Below are 23,406 nucleotides of genomic sequence, written 5' to 3'. Positions count from 1 at the left end.
TCTCGACCGGTCAGCCTTAGCTTAAACACCTGTCCAAAAAATCGGAGCCGCCGCACCTCGCCGAATTCGAGTACCGCTTCAACCGCCGATACGATCTCGCCAGCATGATCCCACGACTCGGATACGCCATCGTGCAGGCGCCACCGATGCCGTATCGCTTGCTCAAATTGGCTGAGACTTATGGGTACGCAGGAAGGCTTTACCGGAAGCGCAATCTCGTCGAGCGGTTCTTCAACAAAATCAAAAATTTCAGAGCCATAGGAACCCGCTTCGAGAAACATGACGCCAACTACCTGGCTCTCGTCAAACTCGCATCAGCCCGAATTTGGATACGATTTATGAGTTGGTGACCTACAGTCCAAGCTCAAACCTCTAGCTCCAGACGGTGAATGCCGCAATGAGAAGCAAAATCACCACGAGACTGATAACGGTAATAACTATAAATCGGGTAAAACCGTTCCAGCCGGATTGGCTACCTTGTTCGAGCTGCTCCAGACCGATCGGGAGATTGTTCGGTGTTTCAGTATCAGCCATCATTACCGCCTTGACCCCTTCGAATCGTAATCTCACCCCGTCGTGTCACACGAATTCGTGACAGATTCAATGGATATTTCGTATGAGCCTCAAGCGCAAGGGCTGACAAGTGCGCGATCGAACGATGCGGCAACTGGGGAACGTCCGAGATGATGGGCGAGCGCCATCGGATAGATGATATGCTCCTGTTCAAGGACTCGGGCACTCAGGGTTTCCACCGTATCAGTAGGCATGACCGGGACGGCGGCCTGCACCAGAATTGGCCCTTCATCCATAACCTCCGTCACCACATGGACCGTGCACCCGTGGATTTTCGAGCCGGCCGATAGTGCACGGGCGTGGGTATCAAGACCAGGAAATGCCGGCAGCAGCGAAGGGTGGATATTCAGCATTCGCCCCGACCATAGCTGCACGAAATAAGGGGTCAGTAAACGCATGTATCCGGCCAAGCAAACGATCGTGCATCCGGCGTCGGTAAGCGCTTGATGCATCTGCGCTTCATGGGCCATGCGATCAGTGGGGAAATTGCGGCTGGGAACTATCTGCGCCGTTACACCGAGTTGGGCGGCGGTCACGAGACCTTCCGCGGCAGCGCGATTCGACAATACGAGTCCGATTTCAGCCGGGAAATCGGGTCGGGCCGCAGCACGAATTAATGCCTGCATGTTCGATCCCCGACCCGAAATTAGAATGCCGACACGCGGTTTCATACGAACAAGGCGCTGGGGTCAGCGATGTTAACGGCAGACGGTCCCTCAGTCGCGACGATTCGACCAAGGAGCATGGGGACGACGCCCTCGGCCGCGAGGCAAGCGAGGGCGGCTGCGTGATCGGACTCACGAACGACCAGAACCATGCCGATGCCACAGTTGAATACACGCAGCATTTCGGCCGCCCCAACACCTCCGGTCTGTGCAAGCCATCGAAACACTGGCGGAATAGGCCATGGCCTATCGAGGATGGCAGCACAGGATTCGGGGAGAACGCGAGGCAGATTACCGGGCAGGCCACCGCCGGTGATATGGGCCGCAGCACGCAGTAATCCTGCACGCGTCAGTGAGAGAACCGGGCGGACGTAAAGCGCTGTCGGCGTCATCAGCGCGGCGCCAAGAGTTTGATCCGGGGCAAAGGGTGCGGATTGACCGAGCGGGATGCCGGCAGTTTCAATGATACGGCGTACGAGCGAAAACCCGTTGGAGTGAACACCCGAGCTGGGCAGTCCGAGCAGAATGTCACCGGGCGCAACTCCATCTGGAAGCAACGTGCCGCGCTCAGCGGCACCAACCGCAAAGCCCGCGAGATCGTAATCACCCTTACTGTACATGCCGGGCATCTCAGCCGTTTCGCCGCCGGTCAAGGCACACCCGACCTGCCGGCACCCTTCGGCGATGCCGGCGATGACCTGTTGTGCGATTGAAAGATTGAGATTTCCGGTTGCGAAATAGTCCAAAAAGAACAACGGTTCTGCCCCTTGAACGACCAGATCGTTGACGCACATCGCCACTAGATCAATCCCGACGGTGTCATGGAGTCCGGTGTCGAGCGCAAGCCGCAATTTGGTACCGACGCCATCTGTGGTGGCAACCAGAACCGGATCAGAATAGCCTGCCTCCCGCAGATCGAACAGCGCGCCAAAACCGCCGATGGAGCCGATGACGCCGGCACGGTTGGTGGTCTTAGCCAGGGGTTTGATTATTGTGACCAACCGTTCTCCCGCTTCGATGTCGACACCGGACTCCCGATAAGTAACATTGTTCCCGCCGTCACTGCTGGCCATGCACGCCTCCGATGCGCTATTCATCATTCATGAATGACCGGCGTACAAATGTTACTGGCAATGGGACGCCAGCAATCGGATGGCAGCGCGGCCGACACTCGGCGCGGTTATCACCACAACCTATGCGGCAGCGCAACCGGCCAGGTGTCGTGTGCCCGACGGATTGAACGGTCAGAGACTGGTGGCGGCTCCCTCCAACGATGTCGTCACCATTGCCAATGTTATGACCTTCGGGCGGATCTGCGCGGTACCTGTTGCGATCTGGCTGGTGCTGCGCGGCGCGTGCGCGATAGCGACGGTGCTGTTCATTGCGGCCGGTCTCACCGATGCGCTCGACGGTTGGCTCGCGAGGCGACAGGGTCCGTCGGCCTTGGGAACCCTGCTCGACCCCTTGGCGGACAAACTGCTCCTGACGTCGATGTTCATCACACTCGCCGCGGTGGGGTTGCTACCGCTGTGGCTCGCGATATTGGTGGTGTTTCGGGATGCGATCATCCTGGGCGGAATTGGACTGCTGCGGGTGATCGGGCGGACAGTAGTCTTCACACCGTTGATTGTGTCAAAAATTAACACGGTCGCCCAGATCAGTCTTGTGGGTGAGGCTCTTGCAGAAGCTGGATTTGCCATGCATCCGCCATACGTCCAGACCATTTTGATAGGTCTGGTCGCATTGACGACGTTGATCTCAGGGGGGGCTTACGTAATGCGCGGCACAAGACTGGTATGAGCGGACAGTTTGGAAACGGCTTGCGTTGGCAGCGGATTATGGCCATCGGAGCCGCCATTGTGCTCGTTATCCTGTTCCTGCGGCTATTTTCATCGATTTTGCTGCCATTCGTTGCCGCAGCCGGCATCGCCTATTTTCTTGACCCTGCAGTTTCCGCGCTTTCACGTCTGCGAATACCACGCTCGCTGGGAACCGCCATCATGCTGTTAGCATTGATTGCCGGTGTCGCATTATGCGTTCTGCTTTTATACCCGCTAATTACCGCGCAAATCAGCCTACTTAGTCAGCAGTTGCCGGATATGATTGCAGGGTTGCAGAGCTTCGCGACGCACGAAATCAGTAATATCCAGAAACGGTTCGGCCAAGGCTTCGTCTCCACCAAGCTTCAGTCGCTGGTCAGCAACGAAGCCGGTACGATCATGGGGTTTGCAGGTTCGGCAGCGCGCCGCGTGGTGGGTACCGGTTTCGTTCTAATCAATATCCTGACCCTACTGATCATCACCCCGATCGTAGCCTTCTATTTCCTGCGTGATTGGCCATTCGTGATTGCCCGCATCGATTCCTGGCTACCCCGATCGCAGGAGAGCGTGATCCGCAATTTATCCCTGGAAATTAGCCGCATTCTGAATGCTTGGTTACGCGGCCAAGCGATCTGCTGTCTCTTTCTGGCCGTTTTCTACGCGACATCGCTGAGCATTGCAGGCCTCAATCTCGGTCTGGTGATCGGGTTAACTGCGGGATTGCTGTCATTTATTCCATATGTGGGAACTATCGTCGGCGCCATATCATCGATCGTGCTTGCGCTTGGCCAGTTCAGCCGGATCGACCACGTCATCATCATCGCCGTGATCTTTGTGGCCGGCCAGTTGCTCAACGACTATGTCGTTGCGCCAAGGTTCCTGGGCGACCGGCTGGGATTATCTGCGGTTTGGGTTATTTTCGCTCTATTTGCCGGTGCTGAGACGTTTGGCTTTCTCGGCGTCATGCTTGCCGTGCCGGTGACCGCCACACTTGGCGTCCTCGCGCGGTTCTGGTTGCACCACTATTTACAAAGTTCACTCTATTTGGACCCGCCAAAATCCGGTGTCTGAGGATTTGACATGCGCGCGACAACTCGCTCTGCCGTTTGACGAACCCGTCCATTTTGGTGCTGGCGATTTTATTGAGGCCGACTCGAATCGTGCCGCAAGGTTAGCCCTCGCCGCGTTGGACACTTGGGTGAACGCCAGACTTGTGCTCTGGGGCGAGGCGGGGTGCGGCAAGAGCCATTTGGCTCACATCTGGGCAAAGCTTCATGATGCCGTGGTCATTGACGCAGCTCGATTGAGAGAGCCGATCTCTGCTCAAAGTGCCGCGATTTTAATTGAAGATATCGATACTACGGCTGCACCGGTCGCGTTATTTGCCACATTGGAACGGGCCACAGCCACTCAACAGTTCGTGTTGATGACCAGCCGAACGGCACCGGCGCGGATGGTAATCGAACTGCCGGATCTGAGAAGTCGCTTGCGCGCGAGCCTGACAATCCAGATCGACCCCCCCGAGACGGACTTGCTCGACACTCTATTGTTCCACCTAGCGGCAACGAGACAACTCTCCTTACCGCTCTCGCTACATCACTTCCTGCTCAACCGGCTGCCGCGCCGTCCATCCGTGTTGCGTGAGGCAATCGCTCGGCTCGATCGTTACGCCCTTGCCTTGGGCACAGCACCGTCTCGACGCATCGCCATGCGCCTGCTTGGTGAGCTCGCCGATCCGCCCGAGACCGAACACGAGACCGACATTAAGGGGAATCGTGACAGATTTTATGATTCCGAAACACCGTCCTTGCTTTAGTCGCGCAAAAATTCATGCCAATAATGATTTATGGACCATAGCACACTTGTCGACGCGGAAGGGGTGAAAATTCGCATGAACGATCCCGCCCGCTTCATCAATCGCGAACTATCGTGGCTTGATTTCAATCTCCGGGTTGTCGAAGCTGCCGAAAATCCACGATATCCTCTGCTGGAGCGGTTGCGTTTTGTATCGATTAGCGCTTCTAATCTCGACGAATTCTATTCCGTTCGAGTTGCAGGTCTGATCGGTCAGGTTCGGGCCGGTTTGGTTCTCCATTCGTCCGACGGCCACACCCCAAGCCAGCAACTGGCAGAGGTCAATCGTTGCGCTCGCGGTCTCATGGAGGCGCAGCAGCGTGTGCTGACAGAATTACGCAGAGACCTTGCCGACGTTGGTCTTACCATTGTCACCACCACAGATCTGAATGCCGACGACCGTAGATACCTCGACGCTTACTTCATGGAACGGGTGTTCCCTGTCCTGACCCCGCTGGCAATCGATCCCGCCCATCCGTTTCCATTTGTACAAAATATGGGATTGGTACTTGCACTTAAACTGATCCGTGATGAGGACGCCGGGGTGATGCGGGCGCTAATCCCGCTTCCAGCACAGATCAAGCGATTTATCCGATTGCCGAATGCGTCACCAGCGTTGATTCGCTTCGTCATGCTAGAAGATTTGGTCAAACTATTTCTCGATCGCTTATTCCATGGCTTCCGCCTTGCTGGCTCTGGACTGTTCAGGGTCTCGCGCGATACCGACGTTGAATTCGAGGAAGAGGCGGAGGATCTGGTACAGTCCTATGAAACCGCTCTGAAACGGCGGCGGCGCGGCGTTGCGATTCAGCTCACTTTAGCGGCAGATATGCCTGAGGACCTGCGAACACTGGTGGTCGACGAGGTCGAAGCACCAGAAGATGAATTATTCAGTGAATCAGGGATGCTAGGGCTGGTCGATCTCAAGGAGATGATCGTCGATGACCGACCTGATTTATTGTTTCCCGGTTACACACCACGATTTCCCGAAAGGATTCGCGATTTTGGCGGTGACTGCTTCGCCGCCATTCGCAACAAAGATATTATTGTCCACCATCCATTCGAAAGTTTTGACGTGGTGGTTCAATTTCTGCGCCAAGCTGCTGGCGATCCCAACGTTGTTGCGATCAAGCAGACCGTATACCGAACGAGCCGCGATTCCCCGATTGTAGGCGCGCTGATCGAAGCAGCCGAATCCGGTAAAAGTGTTACAGCGATGGTGGAATTACGGGCTCGCTTCGATGAAGAGGCAAACATCCGCCTCGCCCGCACCCTGGAGGCCGCAGGCGTACAGGTCGTCTATGGATTTCTGGGTTTGAAGACGCACGCCAAATTGTCTTTGGTCGTGCGGCGCGAAGGCTCGGCGATGCGTGCCTATGCTCATTTCGGTACCGGGAACTATCACCCAATCACTGCCCGTATCTATACTGATCTATCATTTTTTACCTGTGATCCCGAACTGACACGTGACGCCGCCCGCTTATTCAATTATATGACCGGTTACGCTAGACCGGAGCATATGGATCAATTAGTTTTCAGTCCAATCACCATGCGCAGAACTTTCGAGAGCCTCATTGACTCGGAAATTGATGCTGCGCGTTCGAAGAGGCCGTCAGGCATTTGGCTCAAACTCAACTCACTGGTGGATGAACGGCTGATTGATCATCTCTACCGTGCTTCAACAGCGGGGGTCCAGATTATATGCGTCGTCCGCGGTATTTGCTGTCTGCGGCCGGGTGTGCCCGGTTTGTCCGAGCGGATTCAGGTCAAATCTATCATCGGCCGCTTTCTGGAACACGCGCGGATCGCGGTTTTTGCCAACGGTGCCGAGATGCCAGATCGTGACAACAAGGTGTTTATCTCAAGCGCTGACTGGATGACACGCAACATGGACTGGCGCGTCGAAACCCTGGTTCCCATCCACAATCCCACCGTCCATGCTCAGGTGCTTGACCAGATCATGGCCGTCAATCTACGTGATGATGTCGATTCTTGGAGCCTCGGTGCCGACGGACACTGGTCAAAAATTCCCCAGGGTAAACATCCAGTTTCAGCCCACGAATACTTCATGACAAATCCATCACTCTCGGGTCGAGGATCTTCGCTGCGAAACCCCATCAATCGGCAGCAGCGTGAACGCAACCGCTATCGTAAGACCTTCCTGATCAATGAGTGACAGTAGGCTGCTGCAGGGCATGACGGACCGCCGTCAGGTGATCATAGCAAATGGCGTGGGCCCGCCATAAAACCGCCACATAGTCGGCTACTTGGGATTGCTGGATTGCCACGGGTACAGCCGGACTTGAAGGACATGTGAGTAGCGCATCGGGGATATTTGGTTGAACCATTTTGAGCTTCGTGATTGTTACCGGTGGCACCGCCGCGCATCCGGCAAGAAGACAACAGAGTACAGAGACCCTGATCATGGTGCGATTCCCTGTTCTTTGGCGATCGCCGCCAAGGTGGCGGACAGCACAGGTGCTACGGGTGCATTTTCGGTCGTGGGCGTTGCTGAGATCGTGGCCAATAGCCCGTCGGTGAAATGAGTGATCTTATTATCCGATGCAATTGTAGTTGTCAGCGTTGATTGCCATGCCTCGTTTTCAGCCTGAAGGCGTTTCAGCATAACGAGATTTTGCTGGTTGGTTGCCCTGAGTTGATTGATTGTGCCCTCAGCAACGGCAACATCTTGGTGAGCGATCGTCAACTCATCTTGCAGATGCCGAATATAGATAACGCCTCCCACAACAAACAATCCTGCCAAAATCCAAGGCAGGAATCGGATAATATACGGAATCAGCATTGCTGGCATCATCAACCTCCAAACCGCGAACTTAAACCCATCCCAATGGCTCCGGCCGCAATCGCGGAACCAAGTCCCATCCCGAAGCGCTCAGGTTCAAACTGTTGATGGCGCACCAGAACAGTAAACAACTCCAGCCCAATAAATGTTAAGACCCCGATAATTGACAATACGGCCATCTCGTCTGAGCGGCCATTCGCATCCGATACGAGCTCAAAAAAAAATCGCTTCATGTCGACACCACGTCTTTCAATGCATTTCGTGTAAGAAATGGGCTGAAACGCTTCCAATCACTGCCGACAACAGTCCAACGACAATCATGGTTACTCGCTGGCCACCAGATTGTTCGCCGCGAAATTGCGCCAAATCCGCATGGAATCGTGACAACTCCTTTACGAGTTCGTCGCTCTTCCCAACAAATCGATCCTGCGCTGTCGCGACCTGCATCTCAAACCGGCTGCGCCACGTCTCCAGTGCCATGTGCCGTGCCTCGATGGCTGCGATATCACGACGCGCCGAAGCAACCTCAGTCTGAAGAAGAGAGAGCTCGGAACGCAAATCGGCCATCGCATCGCGCAAGAGCGAAATTGCATCCTCTGCCATCAAATTATGCCGGCGTCGTTGCCAGCGTCAGGCCATAGGCAGTCGCCTGAAGCGGCATGTTGATGGCAAAAGCGGCGCCGAGGTCGTTTGCCATGGACCAACCCGCCGGAGGTACTATTGTCGTCAAGTTGTCCGTCACGGCATCACCTCTACCAATCTGTGTGCTTCCATAAGGATAATAAAACAAGCATTGATCCGCTGGATTTACCGGTACTTGTGCCAAGGTAACGGCAATATGGGTGGAATCGACGCGTAGCGCCGCTGTCGCTGTAATAATCACACCGGGGTTCGCGACTGAACCTCCATCCATGACGGCAAAACCCGCACCATTGGCCGCTTGTAGCGGAACAATCAAATCGTTTCCTGCATCATGCTGAATTGTGAGAATTATTTCGGTGGGTGCCGACTGATAAGCATGAATAATACTCGGCCCACCATTTTTCGGCAACCCGACCATAGGAACGTCGCTTGCCGGGATCGTGTCAGACAAACCCAGCGTCAACGCGACCCGCCCCGCCATGTGCGATCCAAGACGCCCGTAGCGCAACAGATCGGGTTGATCTCGGTGCTCGGGGTCACCTCCCGAGAACAAGCCTGTTACAGGATTCCAGCTTGAATTGAGTGGGTTGGAATCGGCAGTTTGAGGAGCGAAAATAAAAATGCCCTGCGTAGGGTCAAGTGAAAGATCAAGGACACTCTCACGCACCATCTGCACACCGCTATTGGTTTCGTAAGGAATAGCACTCCACATCAACAGTGGCATCTGATCTGCGGAACGGCCGAATAATGCGCGCGTCAAACTTGCTAGCCGAGACACGCTTCCCTTATACAACGTTTTATTTGTATAGGGCATTGTACTGTCCTGTTCGGACCACGGCCACAGTAGAAACGCAATATCGCCTTCATCGATCGACGAAACGAGCGCTTGTGCCCCAGTCAGATATGCTGTCAATGCTTGACCATCTGGTCCCAGTGCCCACGTCGTTGGCGATGAACCGTCTCCTGGATTGGCAAGAAACGTACCGTTAGCCAAACCCGGTGGAAATAACGGTGGCGACGAGTTGGAGATCGGATGTCCCGAGACCATCGAATAACGCGCTGGACTGTTGTAGTTGCCGGAGGGCATGGATGTCGATGCCCATGCTGCGGCGCCAAGGTACCACGCTACGCCCTGCGCAAGTGCCAGTGGCGCACCGGCCTGGACAAACCACTCCGCATTCGACTGGCCCATGACAAGCAAGTTCACACCACGGCGCGCGCCGAGCACCCACCGTCCTTCGCAGGCGTTCAAAGTCGCAATCGCAGCCGCATCCAGCGCGTGAGTCCAACATGCCGCCTCATGAAACCAACACTGCGCCGAGCCCTGCACTGTATTATCATGGAACAGCAAAATCTGCCCCGGCATAGTCGCAGGTAACGGATTGATGGCAGCCGTCACCACTGCGACACCATCGAGCCACACGTCGATTCCGACGCCAGGTGTGTTTCGGAGGATCAGAGCATGGGTGTGACGCCGCGCCAACGTTGCTGTGATTGCGACGCTTTGAGGCGTACCGGGAAACAACACCAACCCACCGCCCGCTGGTCCCGCCGCTTGAATAACAGTCGTCCCCGCCGCCATCGAGTGAAGCAGCGGTGTCGGATTATTGTTAACCTGAATTGTTCCCTGCCGCCAATTCGGCCTTGTCCAGACCAAATAAAACGTCCAGGCTTGTCCGCTTCCCACGTCGAAATCAGCGAGCGACAATCCCCAGTCGGGATCTAAGCTTGGTCCGTATTGAGCAATCTTCGGATCCGGGCTCCCGACCCCCCCCAAAAATCCGTTTACCCGCGGCACGGCGAGTGTTGGATTGGGGGTCGTGTCCGCGATAAAATGAAACGGCAGAAGCGGCGCATTGTTTCCTGACTTGTCCGCAAGCGAGCCCACCGTACTGTTAAATGAGCTAAGAACATTCCCATTCAAATCCAAAACGGAACCCAGAGTCCCGGCGTCCCACCAGCCTGAGAGCCCGCTGATGGCCGATGGGTAGGGTCCGGAAAATGTAGCGGAAGCGGGCACGCTCGATGCGCCCATGCTGATCGCTTGTGACAAAATCGGCCCGCCCGGATTTGTCAAGGGGGCTCCGCTCGCAACGGCCATGACTGCCATTCTCACGTCACCGTAATCGAGAACGATGAAGCGATCGCCGCGGCGCCGCTGGTCGTCTCAACCCACACGTAATAGGTCCCCGGTGTCGACGGTATCGTGGCATATGCAGCCCAAACAGCATTATTATCGATTATCGAAACCACCTGCCAACCGGCCGTCGGAGGAGTTGTATTGCTGGTTGAAAATGCAATCTGTGCGGCTGTCGTCTGTGGTGGATTGATTCCACCATTGAGCGCGATCGTACCGGAACCAGCGACGACGCTAACCGTCGATGGCTTATTGATCGTGTAGGAAACTGTCGGCGCACTCGCGGTAACCGTTATTCCGGTTGAAATCGCCTGAATCGTGAGATCATTGCTCTGTCGGGCCCAGACATAGAACGTTCCGGCCGCCGAACCGGCCGTCAATGACACAGTCCAGTTGGTCCCGTTGACGCTTGCTGTCACGAAACTTGTTGGTGATGTCGTCGTACTAGTCGACAAACCGACCTGAACAGACGCACCGCTTGGAGCAACCATCCCACTCACAGAAATTGTTCCACCGGATGTAACCGCCGCAGTCACGGTCACGATGCTGATTGATGCCGCTGCGACAATGAATGGCGGACTCGTCCCAAATACAGCAATATCGCTATGATCACGCACCATAATGGAATATGTTCCTGCAGGCAATCCGGGTACCTGGAAGCTATATCCACTTGCACCTATCACTGGTGTTGACGCGGCAACCCAGGTCGTTCCATTGGTTGAATAATCAAGAGCGGTCGGCACCTCATCAAACAACCCGCCAGTTACCAAAAAGGCGGCGTTCGGTGCCGGTGCTGCAATCGCATTGACCGTGATCGTGGGTGACGACGGCGCAACGCCGCTCCACCAGACGATCGAGCCGCCCGAATAGGTCAATCCGACAATCTCGGTCGCTGCACCTGGTGGCAATGACCTACCACCCGTCCCCGAAGTGATCCCGGTTCCCATGGTAACAACACCTGCCGATAAATTAATCAATCGGCAATTAAATCCACTCCCCATATTGGTAAAATTGGCAGACAAGGTCAGGGGTTGACTCGCCACTAGAAGACTTTCATTATGGTTAGTGGCATCTAATACGGTGTTCGTAATTAACTCTACTACATTTGTACGCATCGACGGAATTTTCTGGGCAACATAAGTCCAGATTGCCGCAAAACTCTGACTTGACAAGGATGTGCCACCCTGAGCGACCAGTAGCTGATCAGAGTCTGAGGCCGGCCCCGCTGCCGGCAATTGATCAATCGTCTGACCACCGATCAACTGCTGATAGGTTATCCAGGCATTCGCACCGTTCTGCCAAATTGCGACATAATCAGTGCCTGCGATGGTACTGGCCGCGTTGGCAACCCCCGGGGCCAGGAGTCCCGCCCCCTCCGGTCCCGCAGGACCCGCGATGCCCTGCGGGCCGGGCGATCCTTGTGGTCCTTGGGGGCCGATCGGCCCTGCGATCGCACCGACCGTCACACTGAGCGTCCCGTTTGGATCTATCGCGATTCCGGTGCCTGCCGCAAACAACTCCCGAATTGCCGCAACCGGCAGACGCGACGGGGTGCCGCTGGCATTCACGATCACTTCGTCGGAAGTCGAGAAACTTTCGAGCAGAGTGAAGCCAAGATGATCGATCCCGGTTGCCGAGAGTGTCGTGGTGGCGAGTCCCAACCCTGCGCCCAGAGAGAGTGCTTCCGGTTCGCCCGCCCCCACACTAGCCCGACCCAGCAACTCGCCCGTCGGAAGAACAATCTCGGTCTGCAAGCCAGAAGTGATTTGCTCGATCGAAGCGGCATACAGCGAACCGCCCTGCGAAAGCGGAACGAGATCGGCTGGTCCCACGGTTGTAACCGGTGGAAGCTGGGGAATCGTCGTCATGTTATATTATCCTTATTGACCGGTTTAGTGGCGGCTACAGCGGCCTGTTAGGCAACCGCTACCCAACCCGTCGCGTCCGTCGCGGTTTGTTTGACCCAATATGTCGCGCCAACACCACCATTGAGGTTTCGATAACTCGAACCCGGAGTAGCCGTCACGGCACCGAGTGGCGATCCACGTCCGATCAATGAGACGCAACCCGTTGGTTCAAGAGCAGAAATAAGACGCACACCGCCCCCGCTGGCCGGACACAGTTTAACGTCCCCGCTCTGGCTCTGGAATGTCACGCTGCCGTCACCGTCCGGCGAAACATAATCAGACTGCATAAACCGCACGGCCTGCCACGCACCACTCTCACCTTCCCACTCGATCGAGGCACCGGTGGGCACGGTAATTGGCGCGTCGGTCCAGTTTTCCTGAGGCGGCGCGCTGCCCGCCGCAGCAAAGCCAACCGGTGCGAGGCAATGAACGGTCAACCGCCGTCCCTGCACTACGGGCAGCCCAACCTGGACAACGACAGTTGCGCCCGTCCCATTACCACTAATCACCGCGACGGTACCTGGCCCATACCCACTACCCGGATCGTTAATCGCCACGCCAATCACGGCGCCACCAGCGATCCAAACTTGTGCGGTTGCACCACTACCCGTACCCGTAATAGAAATAGTAGCGCTTGTGTAATTCGTCCCACCATTAGTTACTTTAATGAATGTAATCTGTCCTGCGACACTCTGGGCCGTAGCGCTCTTGACACTCTGTACCAAACCTGTGCTTTGTGAAACAACAACCCTATCAATCAGATCAGGAAATATGATTGTATTAATGCCACTTGCAACAATCGGGTTCACGGAGATGGATTCGGCATAATTTATCGTATTACCCTTCACGATCATTGAGTCAGTGTAGGGAATTAGCGCACTCAGCGGGTTACCTGCGGTACCCGACGACACGACGTTGTCAGTGATGACTACAAGCTGCGGCGCATCCCGGAGAACAATCCCCGATCCTCCGGCACCATAGCCTACATAATTGCCTATGATCGACAGATTATTACAGCTGATGCCAAAATTATTGCCTCGTCCGTCGGACTCTACATTCAACGCCATAATCCCGGTCGTACAATCCTGAATGTAATTTCCCCGCACGGTACAATTCTGTGAGCCACCAATCCCGACCCCAATCGTTGGACCATCAATATAATTTCCAGTTATATCGACATAAATTGAACCGCCCGCATCAATACCAAACCCACCCGCTCCCGTTATCATGTTATCTGCAATCCGGCAGTATCCCGTGTTTGCCAACATTCCACCGCCAGCCGGTCCATTATTTACAATCAGGTTGCCGCATACTAAAATATTGCGACCTGAAATTGAAATGCCATAACTCGTGTTATTAAATGTGCAGTTATTCGCAACCAATCCGCCAAGAACATCGGGATTGGCATTGCCATACACGCCTGGCTCTGTGTTGGTCGCGTTAAAATTTCCGATCGAAATGCCGGTCTGATTGTTCCAACACGTATTTCCGACTACCTGGATATCCCGTATTTTCAGAACGAACGTGGGATCCTGGCTATCAACATAGATTCCGTTGCGCGCGTTATCATGCGCTCGGCAGTCCGTCACTGCCACCGAATCACACGCCGCAACCCACATACCATCAACGGCATTGGCCGTGAATTCGCAGTCATGAATATGGTGACGTGTTAGTGTCGGGTCGCTCGGGGCGATCGCGAGCCCCCAGCCATAGATTGATCCCATTGCATTACGAAACAGTGAACGCGTGATATTGGCATTTGTGCAGGACGACTGCACCACCACCCCCCACGTGTCGGCCGTGATCGACCTGTTGGCATCGAATACGATTCCATCGGCAAAAAACTGCGTGGCACTCACGCTGATCCACGCAGGATTGGCCGAACTGCCCGTTTGACTTTGCGCGCCCCGCGTCAGCACTGTACTGCCGGGCACACCGATGAGCACAGAGCACGCTCCCCCGATGTCGCATTCACCGTCAATGCGATATGTCTTCGGTCCCAATCTTACCGGATTTCCAGAGGCCAACGCAGCAATCAACGCTCCGGCATCATTTGTAATTCCGTCTCCGGCAGCACCAAAATCCTCGATCGCAACGGCGTTCGCGGCAATCGCATCCAGAGTCCGCAGCGTGTTTGCGCCGGCTGCTATCGCCTGAAACGCCCCAGCCTGGATTCCTGAAACAGCCGAAATGCCCTGCATAAAGGCTGCATAAGGTAGCGATGTATTCGCACTGTCCTGACCAATCGGCACCAGATCATCGGAAGCCGGCGTCGTGCCGGCGGGAAGCGCCGCAATCTCAAACGGCGCCGCTGTGGCGGACAAAGTGGTTCCGCTTAGTGACAGATTTGCGCCTATGCTGATCGCGACGGGGCTGGCAACACCTGGTCCCACACCACCTAGTAGACTGCCTTGAGGCAATGCAAGTGCCTGCTGCATTCCAGCCAGAATCTGCGCACGCGTTGCCGCAACCGTCGCGCCATTCTGGAATACCGGTAGTTCATCGCTGTCCGAGACCGAAGCGGCGGTCGGCAACTGTCCAATCGTTGGCATGAATACCTCTTCAATCCGCAGTAATCGGCTGGCCGGATGGGCTGGTCAGTGGCATACCACCCAATGTTGTAATGGCGGTCGGCGGTGCTGGCACTGATGCCAGTGCCACTACCGGCAAAGCAATGCTCCGGGCTAAGCTCCGCCCGCAGATTGTGGAAATTCCAATGGTTACTGTGTAGATGGTCCCGGGTTGCCCAGCGGTCAGCCACAGGACCGCTCGGGTACCATCGGCAGCCGAAGACGCTAATGTGAGGTCTCCCGGATTATTTGGGGAGATCGCGACGGTCATTGAGGCGATGGCATCGCCCGAGTTGCCCGTCAAAGCTGGTGCGATTTCAAAGACGTAGTCGAGCGTGTCGCCCGGGTCCTTTTCCGGCCAAGACAATGGCTGCGGCGGCAGTAGAGCAAGTCCTCGTGGTGTCGGAATGAAGCCTTCGATCTCGATCAGTCGTGCCGAAGAGACCTGCCAAACATGACTGGCTGGTATTGTCGATCCACTCATGATTCTGTCTGTCCCCTAATACGCAACGACAATGAGGCCAGGTGCACCCTGTCCACCTGGGCTGCCGACGGGATTGCTTCCGCCAATCGTGGTCCCGCCCCCGCCTCCGCCGCCCCCGAACCCGGTCGCGGCAAACCCCACGACCGGACCACTGCCGCCACGGCCACGGCCATCTCCGCCGCCATCACCTCCCCGGCAAGCTACAGTGATCCCGTCTGATCCCATGGCGCCACCCTGAATGATTCGTGCACCCTGCCCAATCCCTCCGGCTCCACCCGCGGTCGCAAACAACGTTGCAGTGCCACCCTGGCCACCACCCCCGCCTGAGGCAGACAGAAAGGTCCCAAAACTAGAAGTACCGCCACCTCCCCCGCTCCCCGGTGACGCAGGTGAAATACCACCGGCACCGACAGTCACGGGAATTACCTGCCCCGGAGTTAGGCCCGTTATGATATCCATAGCCATGCCACCCTGGCCACCACCTGCACCCGGCAACGTCGCGTGGTAGCCAGCGCCACCGCCACCGCCAATGGCACGCACCTTCACTTGCGTGACGCCTGCGGGCACCGTGAAACTACCCGACTGCTCAAACACCTGCATCGCCGAGAATCCCGGCCTCAATTGCGGGAGTTTGAAGCTCAGAAAAGGGGCGGTTGGAAGCGTCGTAATATCTGCCGCAGTGAGCGCACTTTGCCCATAATTGACGGTCACGACATAGAGGCCAACCCACCCGGCATCTACCGCCGGAGTCGGCTGCGTCCCTGCCATCGCCGCCGCACCTGGCTTTACCTGAAGCTGTACCCGCTCAATTCGCATCGTGTTCTGGGCACCACCCGAATTATTCGGCCCCGAATAGGGCACTGACGGATTGGCAGCGTTCACATAAGGCAATACTACGGGCAACGTATCGGTCTCAGAAAACGTTGCCTCAATGAGGTAATTCACCGACTGACCCGAACTGCTCGGGGCCGCAAGCGTGAAAGTCACCGGATCAAGATTAATGCCGGTTTTGACGGTCTGTTCCGAAAGATCAGCCGCCAAGCTGCCATAAGCATTGGGGTCGACAGATCCATATTGCGTGATAGAGCCAGGAGCCACACTAACGGTCAACGAAGGTGGCACGGTCGGCGAGCATTCAAGCCCATCAGCAACCACCCCCGTACCGAATACAGCGGCGTTCAGGGCGCCGATTCCAATCAGAACATTGCGATTGATATTAAGAATGTCGGTGTCGAGCGGAATGGCACCTGGATAGACGATCGTGCGATCCATGAAATACCCCTTGATTGAAACAGAAGTCTCGTTACGAAAGTCATACAGAATTAGTCGGATAGGCGCGTCCATGCGACTGCGTTGACAGGTAAAACGGCTACGATGGACGCGTATATCTCTGAATCCGTAATTAATCCTGGGTCATTCGAGAGATCGCTCCACGCCATCGGTGAAACACCATAACCACCTGGGCCGGTATTGTAGCCACCATCATTTCCAGAACCGGCTACAATCGGTCGATAGGCCGTAATAAAGCATTGATATGGCAATAAGAGGTTTCCATAGCCGCCGCTAGTATTATATCCCAAAGCGCCGCTGTTGTATCCACCGGTATCGCCGGTATTAAAAGGCTCAAAGACGGCTGGTATCCGTCCGGTCTGAGCCGTTAGCGTCGAAATTAGTGCGGATCGAGTTGCGCGTGGAGCCAATAGGTTGGCACGGATCCGAACACTGAAAGCGGCGTCCGTCTCGCCGGCTCGTCTCATCAAAGTGCTACCGAAGTAATCCTGCGCGGCAATATCCAAAAATGGTCCATTTGCTGTTGCAATACGGGTCTGTGTTGCAACAAAGCCAATCAGCGAATATAAAGTACTCCATAACGTTGCAACGCCGCCTAACACGATATCGAGCACAGGCGTTTCATCGGCAAACCAGCCAGATGGCAACACCACTTTAAGGCGCGCAAGCATGTCTTTTGCGCTACCTTTGTTAGTCTTGGATTCGCTCATGGATCAAGCCACAGTAATCGTGCCAATTCGTACTACCCCGAATAAAGGTGGTACAAGGTCGGCCGATCCGCCATTTAATAAAATACTTGTGACGTTGGTAACCGCTGTTGAGGTATCATAGGCAATCTGTGCAAGTCGAGAATAGGGAAGGGTTGCTTCGACAGACATACTTTCGACATAATTCGCCAAGGCGTCATTGACCGCAGCAATCACGACCTGCGTTTGAGTTCCAGGCGCCAACGTGAGCGTCATCGAGATATCAGCATTTACGACTACGGGCCCTTGCACAGCAAACCGTGTCCCGATCGGTCGCACGGCGTTGACTGCCTGTGCCACGGTTGAGAGTAAACCTGCTGGTGGAGCACCGGTGCCGTTGTCCACTGTTACAATAAAGCTGCCCATGCTGACTGCGCCAGTCTGATCGACATTCTCAGCAATCGAGACAGACAATCCCTGCTGCACTCCTGAAACGGTTTCCTCAATTGCTCCCAACGTCGCCCGCGACAGACTAGCCAGATAGTTTCCGAATCGAGCCTTAAACGCAGCGTCGCTTTCGGCGTCCAGCCCTCCCGCCATCGGTGCCGCATTGCTCACGGTGTCGATCCCCGGAATGGCGGTGGTCAACAATCCAATCGTGCCTGCTAACACATCGCCGGCTGCGCCGGGAAGCACTGCAATCACCGGCAGATCGATCGACGCTATCCCCGCCGCTAAGTTATATCCGCCCAACCCCCCCGAATAGGCCGGATTCGTCAAATCGGCAGCCACTGTAAAGCTTTGACTGCCATCGCTGGTCATCACATTCGTACCCACCGGCACGAACGCCGAGAGCACAGGCGCGAACCGCGCAAATGTTACAACTCCAGCAGCCGGTGACGCTGGAAGTCTAACAAAACCAAAATCAGCACCGAAGCTGTCGCAATCAGGCCCGACGCTGGTCGCCAGACGGGTCGTCTGCAATACTTCGACAATCAGCCATTGTAACCATAATCCCAAAGACGCGTTCGCTTCGAGAAGCGCCCGCAGCACCGACCCGACGGTCAAATCAAGGACCTGAATCGCGGCCCCCTGCACGGCGGCCGCCATCTGCTCCACCATAGCAGTGAAGTTCTGCAACGATAATTGCATGAAATATCCTCTGAAGCGACTGATTACATCCGTTCAAAAACAATCAGGATTCATCATCATTTGGTAGAAATGTACTTACGCATTCGGTTGCCACAAATGTGCCAACCCCAGATCATGCCGCGCAAAAATTCGAAACTTTTGATCAGCCAGGCAAAGTCACGGCTGTACTCTGTCCGGTGATTGCATCCTGATAGGTGATTGTCATCGCGATTCCAGAAGGATGGCCTTGATCTACAGCAATCTGCGGTAGTGGTGATTGCGAAACCCGACTCTCAGCCTGCATTTGCGCTCGCGACACCGCCGCCACGGCTCCTACAGCACCAGCCACACCGACAAACTGCCCCAGTCCCGCCCCATAGGACAGTTGCCAGATATAGTCACCAGGATTTGTCAAGAGACGTCTTAGGACTCGTTGTTCGGTCAAAGCGGAGCCCCCGGCCACCGCGATATCACCTGAGGCTCCGATCGCAAGATCGCCACCAAACACCAACGCCGCGTCGGCCATTACACCACCACCGATGTTGTGCCGGTCTGACCACCTTGTGGGTCTGAATGCACGTGCCGATCATATGCTTGGCGCAGCGTGTCAACACTACCGTATTGGCCACCCAAATCCGAAATCTCACCACTCACCATCAGATTTCCATCGATCGAGACTGTGCTCGCCTGCAACGCGATTGTCCCGTCATTCTTCAGCTTGATGAATGACCCGCTCTGATGCACCAGCCAGAACTCACCAACCGGCGCCCCCGGCGTCGGTTCCGCGTTCGACCACACACGCCCGATGACCACAGCCTGCTCGGCATCGCCCTCCTGACCAAGCACCATTACCTGGTCGCCCGGTGACAATGGCGCCGCCATGCCCCACCCCGCACCGATCCAAGAACTCAACACTGGTAACCATCCTGACAGCAAATTCTCCGGTTGCATCATCACCCTTGCGGAATAGGCGGAGGCATCGAAACTCGCGACTACACCAAAACGCGCCTGTCCACTCATCCCATCCAGCGCCGCGGCCCGAGCCTTCACGGCATTCCAGAAAGCATCCATCATGGCACCTGTAACGCTTCAAGCCGCTGGATGAATCCCTGATGCATATCCACACTCCGTTCGATCGTTCGCACAACATATGTCTGGTCGAGGGACGTGTTGGTCCCCTGCAACAAGATTGTGCTGCCTGGTGCTAGTGACAATTCACCCGGTATACTGGCCCGTAACAGCACAGCCTGTGCCGCCAATGCCGTCTGCTGTGCCGTTACCTCCTGATTCACCTCCGCCTGAGTCAGATTAGGGCGAACCAAAGTCACCCCACCCATCGTGCCTGTGCTCCCCGAAAAACTCTGCTTCAATTTTGGATTCCAACTCGACACCGTTACCTTTGGTTCCACTAGGCTCAATGCCCGATCAACCATGAGCGACAAAAAATCCTGCCCAACCGTCATGAGCATCGGAGCCGAAGCCGTTGGCGGTCCGAAATTCAATATCGTTCCGGTAACCGACAATGAAAACTGTTCGATCGCCGCGAACGATGCAAGTAAATCCCACCGGGTCACATGTCGGGTATGCAGTCCCAGCCCCGTTCGCATATGTGCCAATTCATAATATTGCCCCACCGGCGTACTTGTCTCTGTTATATTAACATCAAGACCGGCGTCCCCCGCAAATATTGTCGCAATCTGACTCGCCGTTTGATTTGAAAAACTCTGAACTACCTCCGAATCGATCAACCGTGCCGACAAATCCCGGCCCGACAACACGACATGGCCTGAACTAAAATCGACGACGATATTGTCGATCTGCCCTGTGAGAAGGGGTGAGCCGGCCACGCCGAGAGCCCCAATCTCGATCCCAATTGTCACAATTCCTGCCTGTAAACTGGCATATGTGGCGGCGCCTCCCGGCGTCGCCCCCGTCGTGAGCCACACGCGAAACCGATCTGCCGCAAAATGCCCACATTGCACCAACTCGAGCCGCTCAATCCCAGTGACCGGTGCACCGTTGATCGTGACCGCCAATGAAATTTCACGTGATCTCGCCGCCAGCCCACCAAGCGTCCCCACCATGTCAGACACTCGGCACCCCACCGGTAGCCGATACATCGACTGGTGGCATGATCAGGGTCACCACACCATCGAGCACCGGATCATTCATGTTGTTGATCTGAGCAATTCGGATCCATTGCGTTGCATCACCCAGATACTGGGCGGCGATTGCAAACAGATTGCCGCCGACCACGGTCACTGTTGTTTCGCTCATAGCGCCCCCAATCCAGCATTCGCGATAGCCCGCCCAAGATAAGCCTGCGCCGCAGCAGCACCGGCCAACGACGATGAGACGCTGCCCAAGACGCTCATCGCCGCAATTGGTTGCGCCGCACCGGCACCTTCCGAAAATGATGTGACCGCCGCATTCAAAGCTGAACCGGCGCTACTCACGACGCCCGCCAAGTTCACCTGTGCGGCCGCAATCCCCACTGGATTGCTGATCGACAAATCGCCCAATGGCACACCGGCCATACCGTCGAAACCAACAGCACTTGCAAGATCAAGTCCTGCCTGCGCCAAGGCGGTGGGCAATGCGGTAACTAAATTCTCAATTGAAACCAGAATTATTTCGAATGGAATCCACCACGGCTTCTGGTACGATGCCGCGAAAGAAGCAATCACGACCTGATACGCAAACCCCCCCCAAGCCAACGGAAGTGTTGTGCCCGCATCAAGTGCGGCGTTAAGCACCTGCGCGCGCAGCTCGGCGTCAGGTCCTGAAAAAGTCCCGCTAAACCGAATCTGACCGGTCGCGGCTCCGAGAACATCGATTACTTGGCCTCCACCGACCGGGTGATGCACCGCCAACCGTTGCTCGCCACCGAACAAAATTTCGGCTGGCATCTCGAAATCCCGGAATGCAACGCCGCCCAGCGTCACCACTACCGCTGCCATGCAACACTCCTGACTTTAAAATCCCGGTTTGCGCCCGGCAAATATCGGCGACAATCGACCATCGAAACCAGTTACCCCCGAAGGTGGTCGCCTTGCCTCGTCGCCAAACAAATCACCCATCATCCGGGCCATTTCATATGCCGGGATGGCAATATCCGAGCCCGCCGACCGTGGGGAGCTATTGCCGGTCTGCACCGCTCTGCCCCTTGTAACCCCGCCGATCGGACGATCAGCCGACGGTTCTTGAACACGGAAGTCCGGGAGCGAGCGACCTCGAACAACCGAGAAATCAACCCCTGATTGAAATCCCTGATGAGGTTTCGATGCAGATGACCCACCTCGACGCCACCCGGAATCACGCGCTATCGGCGCCATCGCCCGATCGGCTAACATACCGCCATGTGAAAGAGCCGCATAATGATCGGCCCGCCATCTCGGTGACCTTACCGGCCTTCCCGGGGGTCCGATATGATGCACCAGGTGGCCCCCAATTGGCGCAGTCATCGTATCGCCGGCGCGAATCATGCGGTTCGAACGATAATGATTCCCCGCCACGCTAGCAAACCGCGTCATCAGCCACACGCCCGACCGATCATGACGCGTTGGGTCTGCATTTCGATTGACCGTTAACCGCGGCCCAATTGGCATCGGCGCCATCACGGTCGCGCGACGAGCGGACCGAGTCCACGCAACCCCCGTCTTCCCAGCAAAAACGGGCCGCACAACTAGCCCTGTCGTCGTCGGCTTAAATGGTCGCACCATGCGATCATTTGCGGTGCCATTATGCGGCACAAATCGCTTGACGATCCAGTTCAACCCGACAAGAGAAATTGGCCGAGATAGCCCTCCCGACCGTCGACTTGATCTGACGATCGCTCGGCGCGGCGCAAACCTCATGCTATAGCCTATTGCGGCGGGAGTATTGGAATATTTCCCACGCCCATAACGCACAAAACGTACCGCCGCCCGATCCAGCGCCACCTTTACTCGATTTCCCATCGCATGGTTTTCCAATCGAAATCGAGTCCGTCCAATTCGCCACACGCCACAACAAAAGCCAAACGTTCCGCCTCACCGAGCGAGAACGCCACATCGAACGGCACCCCGCGCCCGACCAGATACAAACAGTCGATTAACCCAGGGTGCCTACTCAGTTTCCCGCCAGAGCCTTCACCGAAGCGGTATCGCTCGCATCGAGAGCTACAGCGACCGCCTCAATCCCATCCTCACCCAACCGCTCGACTGCATTTTCCACCGCCGCCTCGTTGGTCGGAAACAGCAGTGGCACGCCGTCAACCGCCGTCACTGAGGCCGCAAGCGATGCTACACCGAGATACGCTTCGTTGAGTGACAACGTGCTACCTAACGCTTTGAATAATCGCAGACGATCCAACATCGTTAAAGCGCGTAAAGATAGTTGCCGGCCCCGCGCATCCTCGATCACCCGTTCACTCATACCCGTTTCCTCGTCGAAGCAAAGAAGTCAAGCTTCTGCGCCACAGGCATATCGCCTCGAAACATTCCGGCCGAACTCAATTTAAAAACTACACCCTCGTACTGATAGGTCGAGGTCGAGCCGTCCACTTCGCTGATATATTGATACAGGGTCCCCGGTGGTATCGCTTGCCCCGATAGATAGGCAAGTTCGATCTGCGCCATGAAATCATCGGCGACGGAGGTCCCGCGATCTAACGAAAAACTGCCTTGCCATCCACGAGGCAGTTCCGCTCCCAATTGGACTCCATCAAGCCGATCAACCCGCACACTCTGAGTCACCTGGCTCACCTCGAACCCTGTAACATACGCAAGATCGATCCGGCCGAACGGGCCCATCACAACAACTTGGCAGTCATTGCCAACAGAGAAACTATTATATGGCATATT

At 55.8% G+C, this 23,406-nt stretch carries 24 protein-coding genes and 2 pseudogenes; 6 read left to right on the top strand and 20 right to left on the bottom strand.

The genetic code is table 11. The features are described 5' to 3' along the window. Nucleotides 1-47 precede the first annotated feature (47 nt). Both ACP5E6_RS02590 and ACP5E6_RS02585 read left to right on the top strand, forming a co-directional pair. Nucleotides 48-182, top strand: a pseudogene (locus ACP5E6_RS02590) (IS1595 family transposase); the annotation flags it as partial. Between the two features lie 15 nt (nucleotides 183-197). Continuing rightward, nucleotides 198-350 (top strand): annotated as a pseudogene (locus ACP5E6_RS02585) (IS5/IS1182 family transposase); the annotation flags it as partial. Between the two features lie 22 nt (nucleotides 351-372). Here ACP5E6_RS02585 and ACP5E6_RS02580 read toward each other — a convergent pair. The 3 genes from ACP5E6_RS02580 to purM form a co-directional block, all read right to left on the bottom strand. Further along, the gene (locus ACP5E6_RS02580; protein WP_427951261.1) at nucleotides 373-534 is read right to left on the bottom strand and encodes a hypothetical protein; all 162 of its coding nucleotides are present in this window, start codon (nucleotides 532-534) and stop codon (nucleotides 373-375) included. A gap of 89 nt (nucleotides 535-623) precedes the next feature. Beyond that, on the bottom strand, nucleotides 624-1,244 hold the full coding sequence (gene purN, locus ACP5E6_RS02575; protein WP_427951259.1) for a phosphoribosylglycinamide formyltransferase: 621 nt from the start codon (nucleotides 1,242-1,244) through the stop codon (nucleotides 624-626). Beyond that, nucleotides 1,241-2,311: a phosphoribosylformylglycinamidine cyclo-ligase gene (gene purM, locus ACP5E6_RS02570; RefSeq protein WP_427951256.1), complete on the bottom strand. Its 1,071-nt coding sequence runs from the start codon at nucleotides 2,309-2,311 to the stop codon at nucleotides 1,241-1,243. Before purM ends, purN begins: the two co-directional genes overlap by 4 nt. 79 nt (nucleotides 2,312-2,390) lie before the next feature. Here purM and ACP5E6_RS02565 point away from each other — a divergent pair, with 79 nt between their 5' ends. Genes ACP5E6_RS02565 through ACP5E6_RS02550 form a run of 4 tightly spaced genes read left to right on the top strand, consistent with a single transcriptional unit; the run spans nucleotide 2,391 to nucleotide 7,088 of the window. Then, entirely contained in the window at nucleotides 2,391-3,038 is a 648-nt protein-coding gene (locus ACP5E6_RS02565; protein WP_427951254.1) for a CDP-alcohol phosphatidyltransferase family protein, read from the top strand. Next, nucleotides 3,035-4,129 (top strand): AI-2E family transporter, encoded by a 1,095-nt coding sequence (locus ACP5E6_RS02560; protein WP_427951251.1) that lies wholly within the window; start codon nucleotides 3,035-3,037, stop codon nucleotides 4,127-4,129. Before ACP5E6_RS02565 ends, ACP5E6_RS02560 begins: the two co-directional genes overlap by 4 nt. Then, nucleotides 4,122-4,874, top strand: coding sequence for a DNA replication protein (locus ACP5E6_RS02555; protein ID WP_427951249.1), 753 nt, complete (start codon nucleotides 4,122-4,124; stop codon nucleotides 4,872-4,874). Before ACP5E6_RS02560 ends, ACP5E6_RS02555 begins: the two co-directional genes overlap by 8 nt. Nucleotides 4,875-4,904: 30 nt before the next feature. Continuing rightward, complete coding sequence (locus ACP5E6_RS02550; protein ID WP_427951246.1) at nucleotides 4,905-7,088, top strand: RNA degradosome polyphosphate kinase; 2,184 nt, start codon at nucleotides 4,905-4,907, stop codon at nucleotides 7,086-7,088. 246 nt (nucleotides 7,089-7,334) lie between these two features. On the opposite strand, the gene ACP5E6_RS02545 is transcribed toward ACP5E6_RS02550, so the two are convergent. The 17 genes from ACP5E6_RS02545 to ACP5E6_RS02465 form a co-directional block, all read right to left on the bottom strand. Continuing rightward, a complete protein-coding gene (locus ACP5E6_RS02545; protein WP_427951243.1) occupies nucleotides 7,335-7,715 on the bottom strand; it encodes a hypothetical protein in 381 nt (126 codons plus the stop codon). Between the two features lie 11 nt (nucleotides 7,716-7,726). Next, nucleotides 7,727-7,948, bottom strand: coding sequence for a hypothetical protein (locus ACP5E6_RS02540; RefSeq protein WP_427951241.1), 222 nt, complete (start codon nucleotides 7,946-7,948; stop codon nucleotides 7,727-7,729). Between the two features lie 16 nt (nucleotides 7,949-7,964). Next, nucleotides 7,965-8,318: a hypothetical protein gene (locus tag ACP5E6_RS02535; protein ID WP_427951239.1), complete on the bottom strand. Its 354-nt coding sequence runs from the start codon at nucleotides 8,316-8,318 to the stop codon at nucleotides 7,965-7,967. A 4-nt stretch (nucleotides 8,319-8,322) separates the two neighbouring features. Next, the gene (locus ACP5E6_RS02530; RefSeq protein WP_427951237.1) at nucleotides 8,323-10,467 is read right to left on the bottom strand and encodes a hypothetical protein; all 2,145 of its coding nucleotides are present in this window, start codon (nucleotides 10,465-10,467) and stop codon (nucleotides 8,323-8,325) included. Nucleotides 10,468-10,469: 2 nt separating this feature from the next. After that, nucleotides 10,470-12,362 carry a collagen-like triple helix repeat-containing protein gene (locus tag ACP5E6_RS02525; protein WP_427951235.1) on the bottom strand — a complete coding sequence of 631 codons (1,893 nt, stop codon included), beginning with the start codon at nucleotides 12,360-12,362 and terminating at the stop codon, nucleotides 10,470-10,472. A gap of 47 nt (nucleotides 12,363-12,409) precedes the next feature. Further along, the gene (locus ACP5E6_RS02520) at nucleotides 12,410-14,953 is read right to left on the bottom strand and encodes a right-handed parallel beta-helix repeat-containing protein (protein ID WP_427951232.1); all 2,544 of its coding nucleotides are present in this window, start codon (nucleotides 14,951-14,953) and stop codon (nucleotides 12,410-12,412) included. 10 nt (nucleotides 14,954-14,963) lie between these two features. Continuing rightward, the gene (locus ACP5E6_RS02515) at nucleotides 14,964-15,455 is read right to left on the bottom strand and encodes a hypothetical protein (RefSeq protein WP_427951230.1); all 492 of its coding nucleotides are present in this window, start codon (nucleotides 15,453-15,455) and stop codon (nucleotides 14,964-14,966) included. 15 nt (nucleotides 15,456-15,470) lie between these two features. Continuing rightward, on the bottom strand, nucleotides 15,471-16,799 hold the full coding sequence (locus tag ACP5E6_RS02510) for a glycine-rich domain-containing protein (RefSeq protein WP_427951228.1): 1,329 nt from the start codon (nucleotides 16,797-16,799) through the stop codon (nucleotides 15,471-15,473). After that, entirely contained in the window at nucleotides 16,778-17,455 is a 678-nt protein-coding gene (locus ACP5E6_RS02505; protein WP_427951226.1) for a hypothetical protein, read from the bottom strand. Before ACP5E6_RS02505 ends, ACP5E6_RS02510 begins: the two co-directional genes overlap by 22 nt. A 3-nt stretch (nucleotides 17,456-17,458) precedes the next feature. Next, nucleotides 17,459-18,583 carry a baseplate J/gp47 family protein gene (locus ACP5E6_RS02500; protein ID WP_427951224.1) on the bottom strand — a complete coding sequence of 375 codons (1,125 nt, stop codon included), beginning with the start codon at nucleotides 18,581-18,583 and terminating at the stop codon, nucleotides 17,459-17,461. A gap of 142 nt (nucleotides 18,584-18,725) precedes the next feature. Continuing rightward, entirely contained in the window at nucleotides 18,726-19,088 is a 363-nt protein-coding gene (locus tag ACP5E6_RS02495; RefSeq protein ID WP_427951222.1) for a hypothetical protein, read from the bottom strand. Further along, nucleotides 19,088-19,633 (bottom strand): phage baseplate assembly protein V, encoded by a 546-nt coding sequence (locus ACP5E6_RS02490; RefSeq protein ID WP_427951220.1) that lies wholly within the window; start codon nucleotides 19,631-19,633, stop codon nucleotides 19,088-19,090. Before ACP5E6_RS02490 ends, ACP5E6_RS02495 begins: the two co-directional genes overlap by 1 nt. After that, on the bottom strand, nucleotides 19,633-20,646 hold the full coding sequence (locus tag ACP5E6_RS02485; RefSeq protein WP_427951218.1) for a hypothetical protein: 1,014 nt from the start codon (nucleotides 20,644-20,646) through the stop codon (nucleotides 19,633-19,635). The genes ACP5E6_RS02490 and ACP5E6_RS02485 overlap by 1 nt, the downstream gene beginning before the upstream one ends. Before the next feature lies 1 nt (nucleotide 20,647). Beyond that, nucleotides 20,648-20,839, bottom strand: a complete 192-nt coding sequence (locus ACP5E6_RS02480; protein ID WP_427951216.1) for a hypothetical protein — start codon at nucleotides 20,837-20,839, stop codon at nucleotides 20,648-20,650. Beyond that, the gene (locus tag ACP5E6_RS02475) at nucleotides 20,836-21,522 is read right to left on the bottom strand and encodes a hypothetical protein (protein WP_427951214.1); all 687 of its coding nucleotides are present in this window, start codon (nucleotides 21,520-21,522) and stop codon (nucleotides 20,836-20,838) included. The genes ACP5E6_RS02480 and ACP5E6_RS02475 overlap by 4 nt, the downstream gene beginning before the upstream one ends. A gap of 1,150 nt (nucleotides 21,523-22,672) precedes the next feature. Further along, complete coding sequence (locus ACP5E6_RS02470) at nucleotides 22,673-22,978, bottom strand: hypothetical protein (RefSeq protein ID WP_427951212.1); 306 nt, start codon at nucleotides 22,976-22,978, stop codon at nucleotides 22,673-22,675. Beyond that, nucleotides 22,975-23,403: a hypothetical protein gene (locus tag ACP5E6_RS02465; RefSeq protein ID WP_427951210.1), complete on the bottom strand. Its 429-nt coding sequence runs from the start codon at nucleotides 23,401-23,403 to the stop codon at nucleotides 22,975-22,977. The genes ACP5E6_RS02470 and ACP5E6_RS02465 overlap by 4 nt, the downstream gene beginning before the upstream one ends. Nucleotides 23,404-23,406 lie beyond the last annotated feature (3 nt).

The organism is Acidiphilium sp., from assembly GCF_049977125.1.
In the GTDB taxonomy this organism is placed as follows: Bacteria; Pseudomonadota; Alphaproteobacteria; order Acetobacterales; family Acetobacteraceae; genus Acidiphilium.
This window is presented reverse-complemented; position numbering and strand designations above follow the sequence as displayed.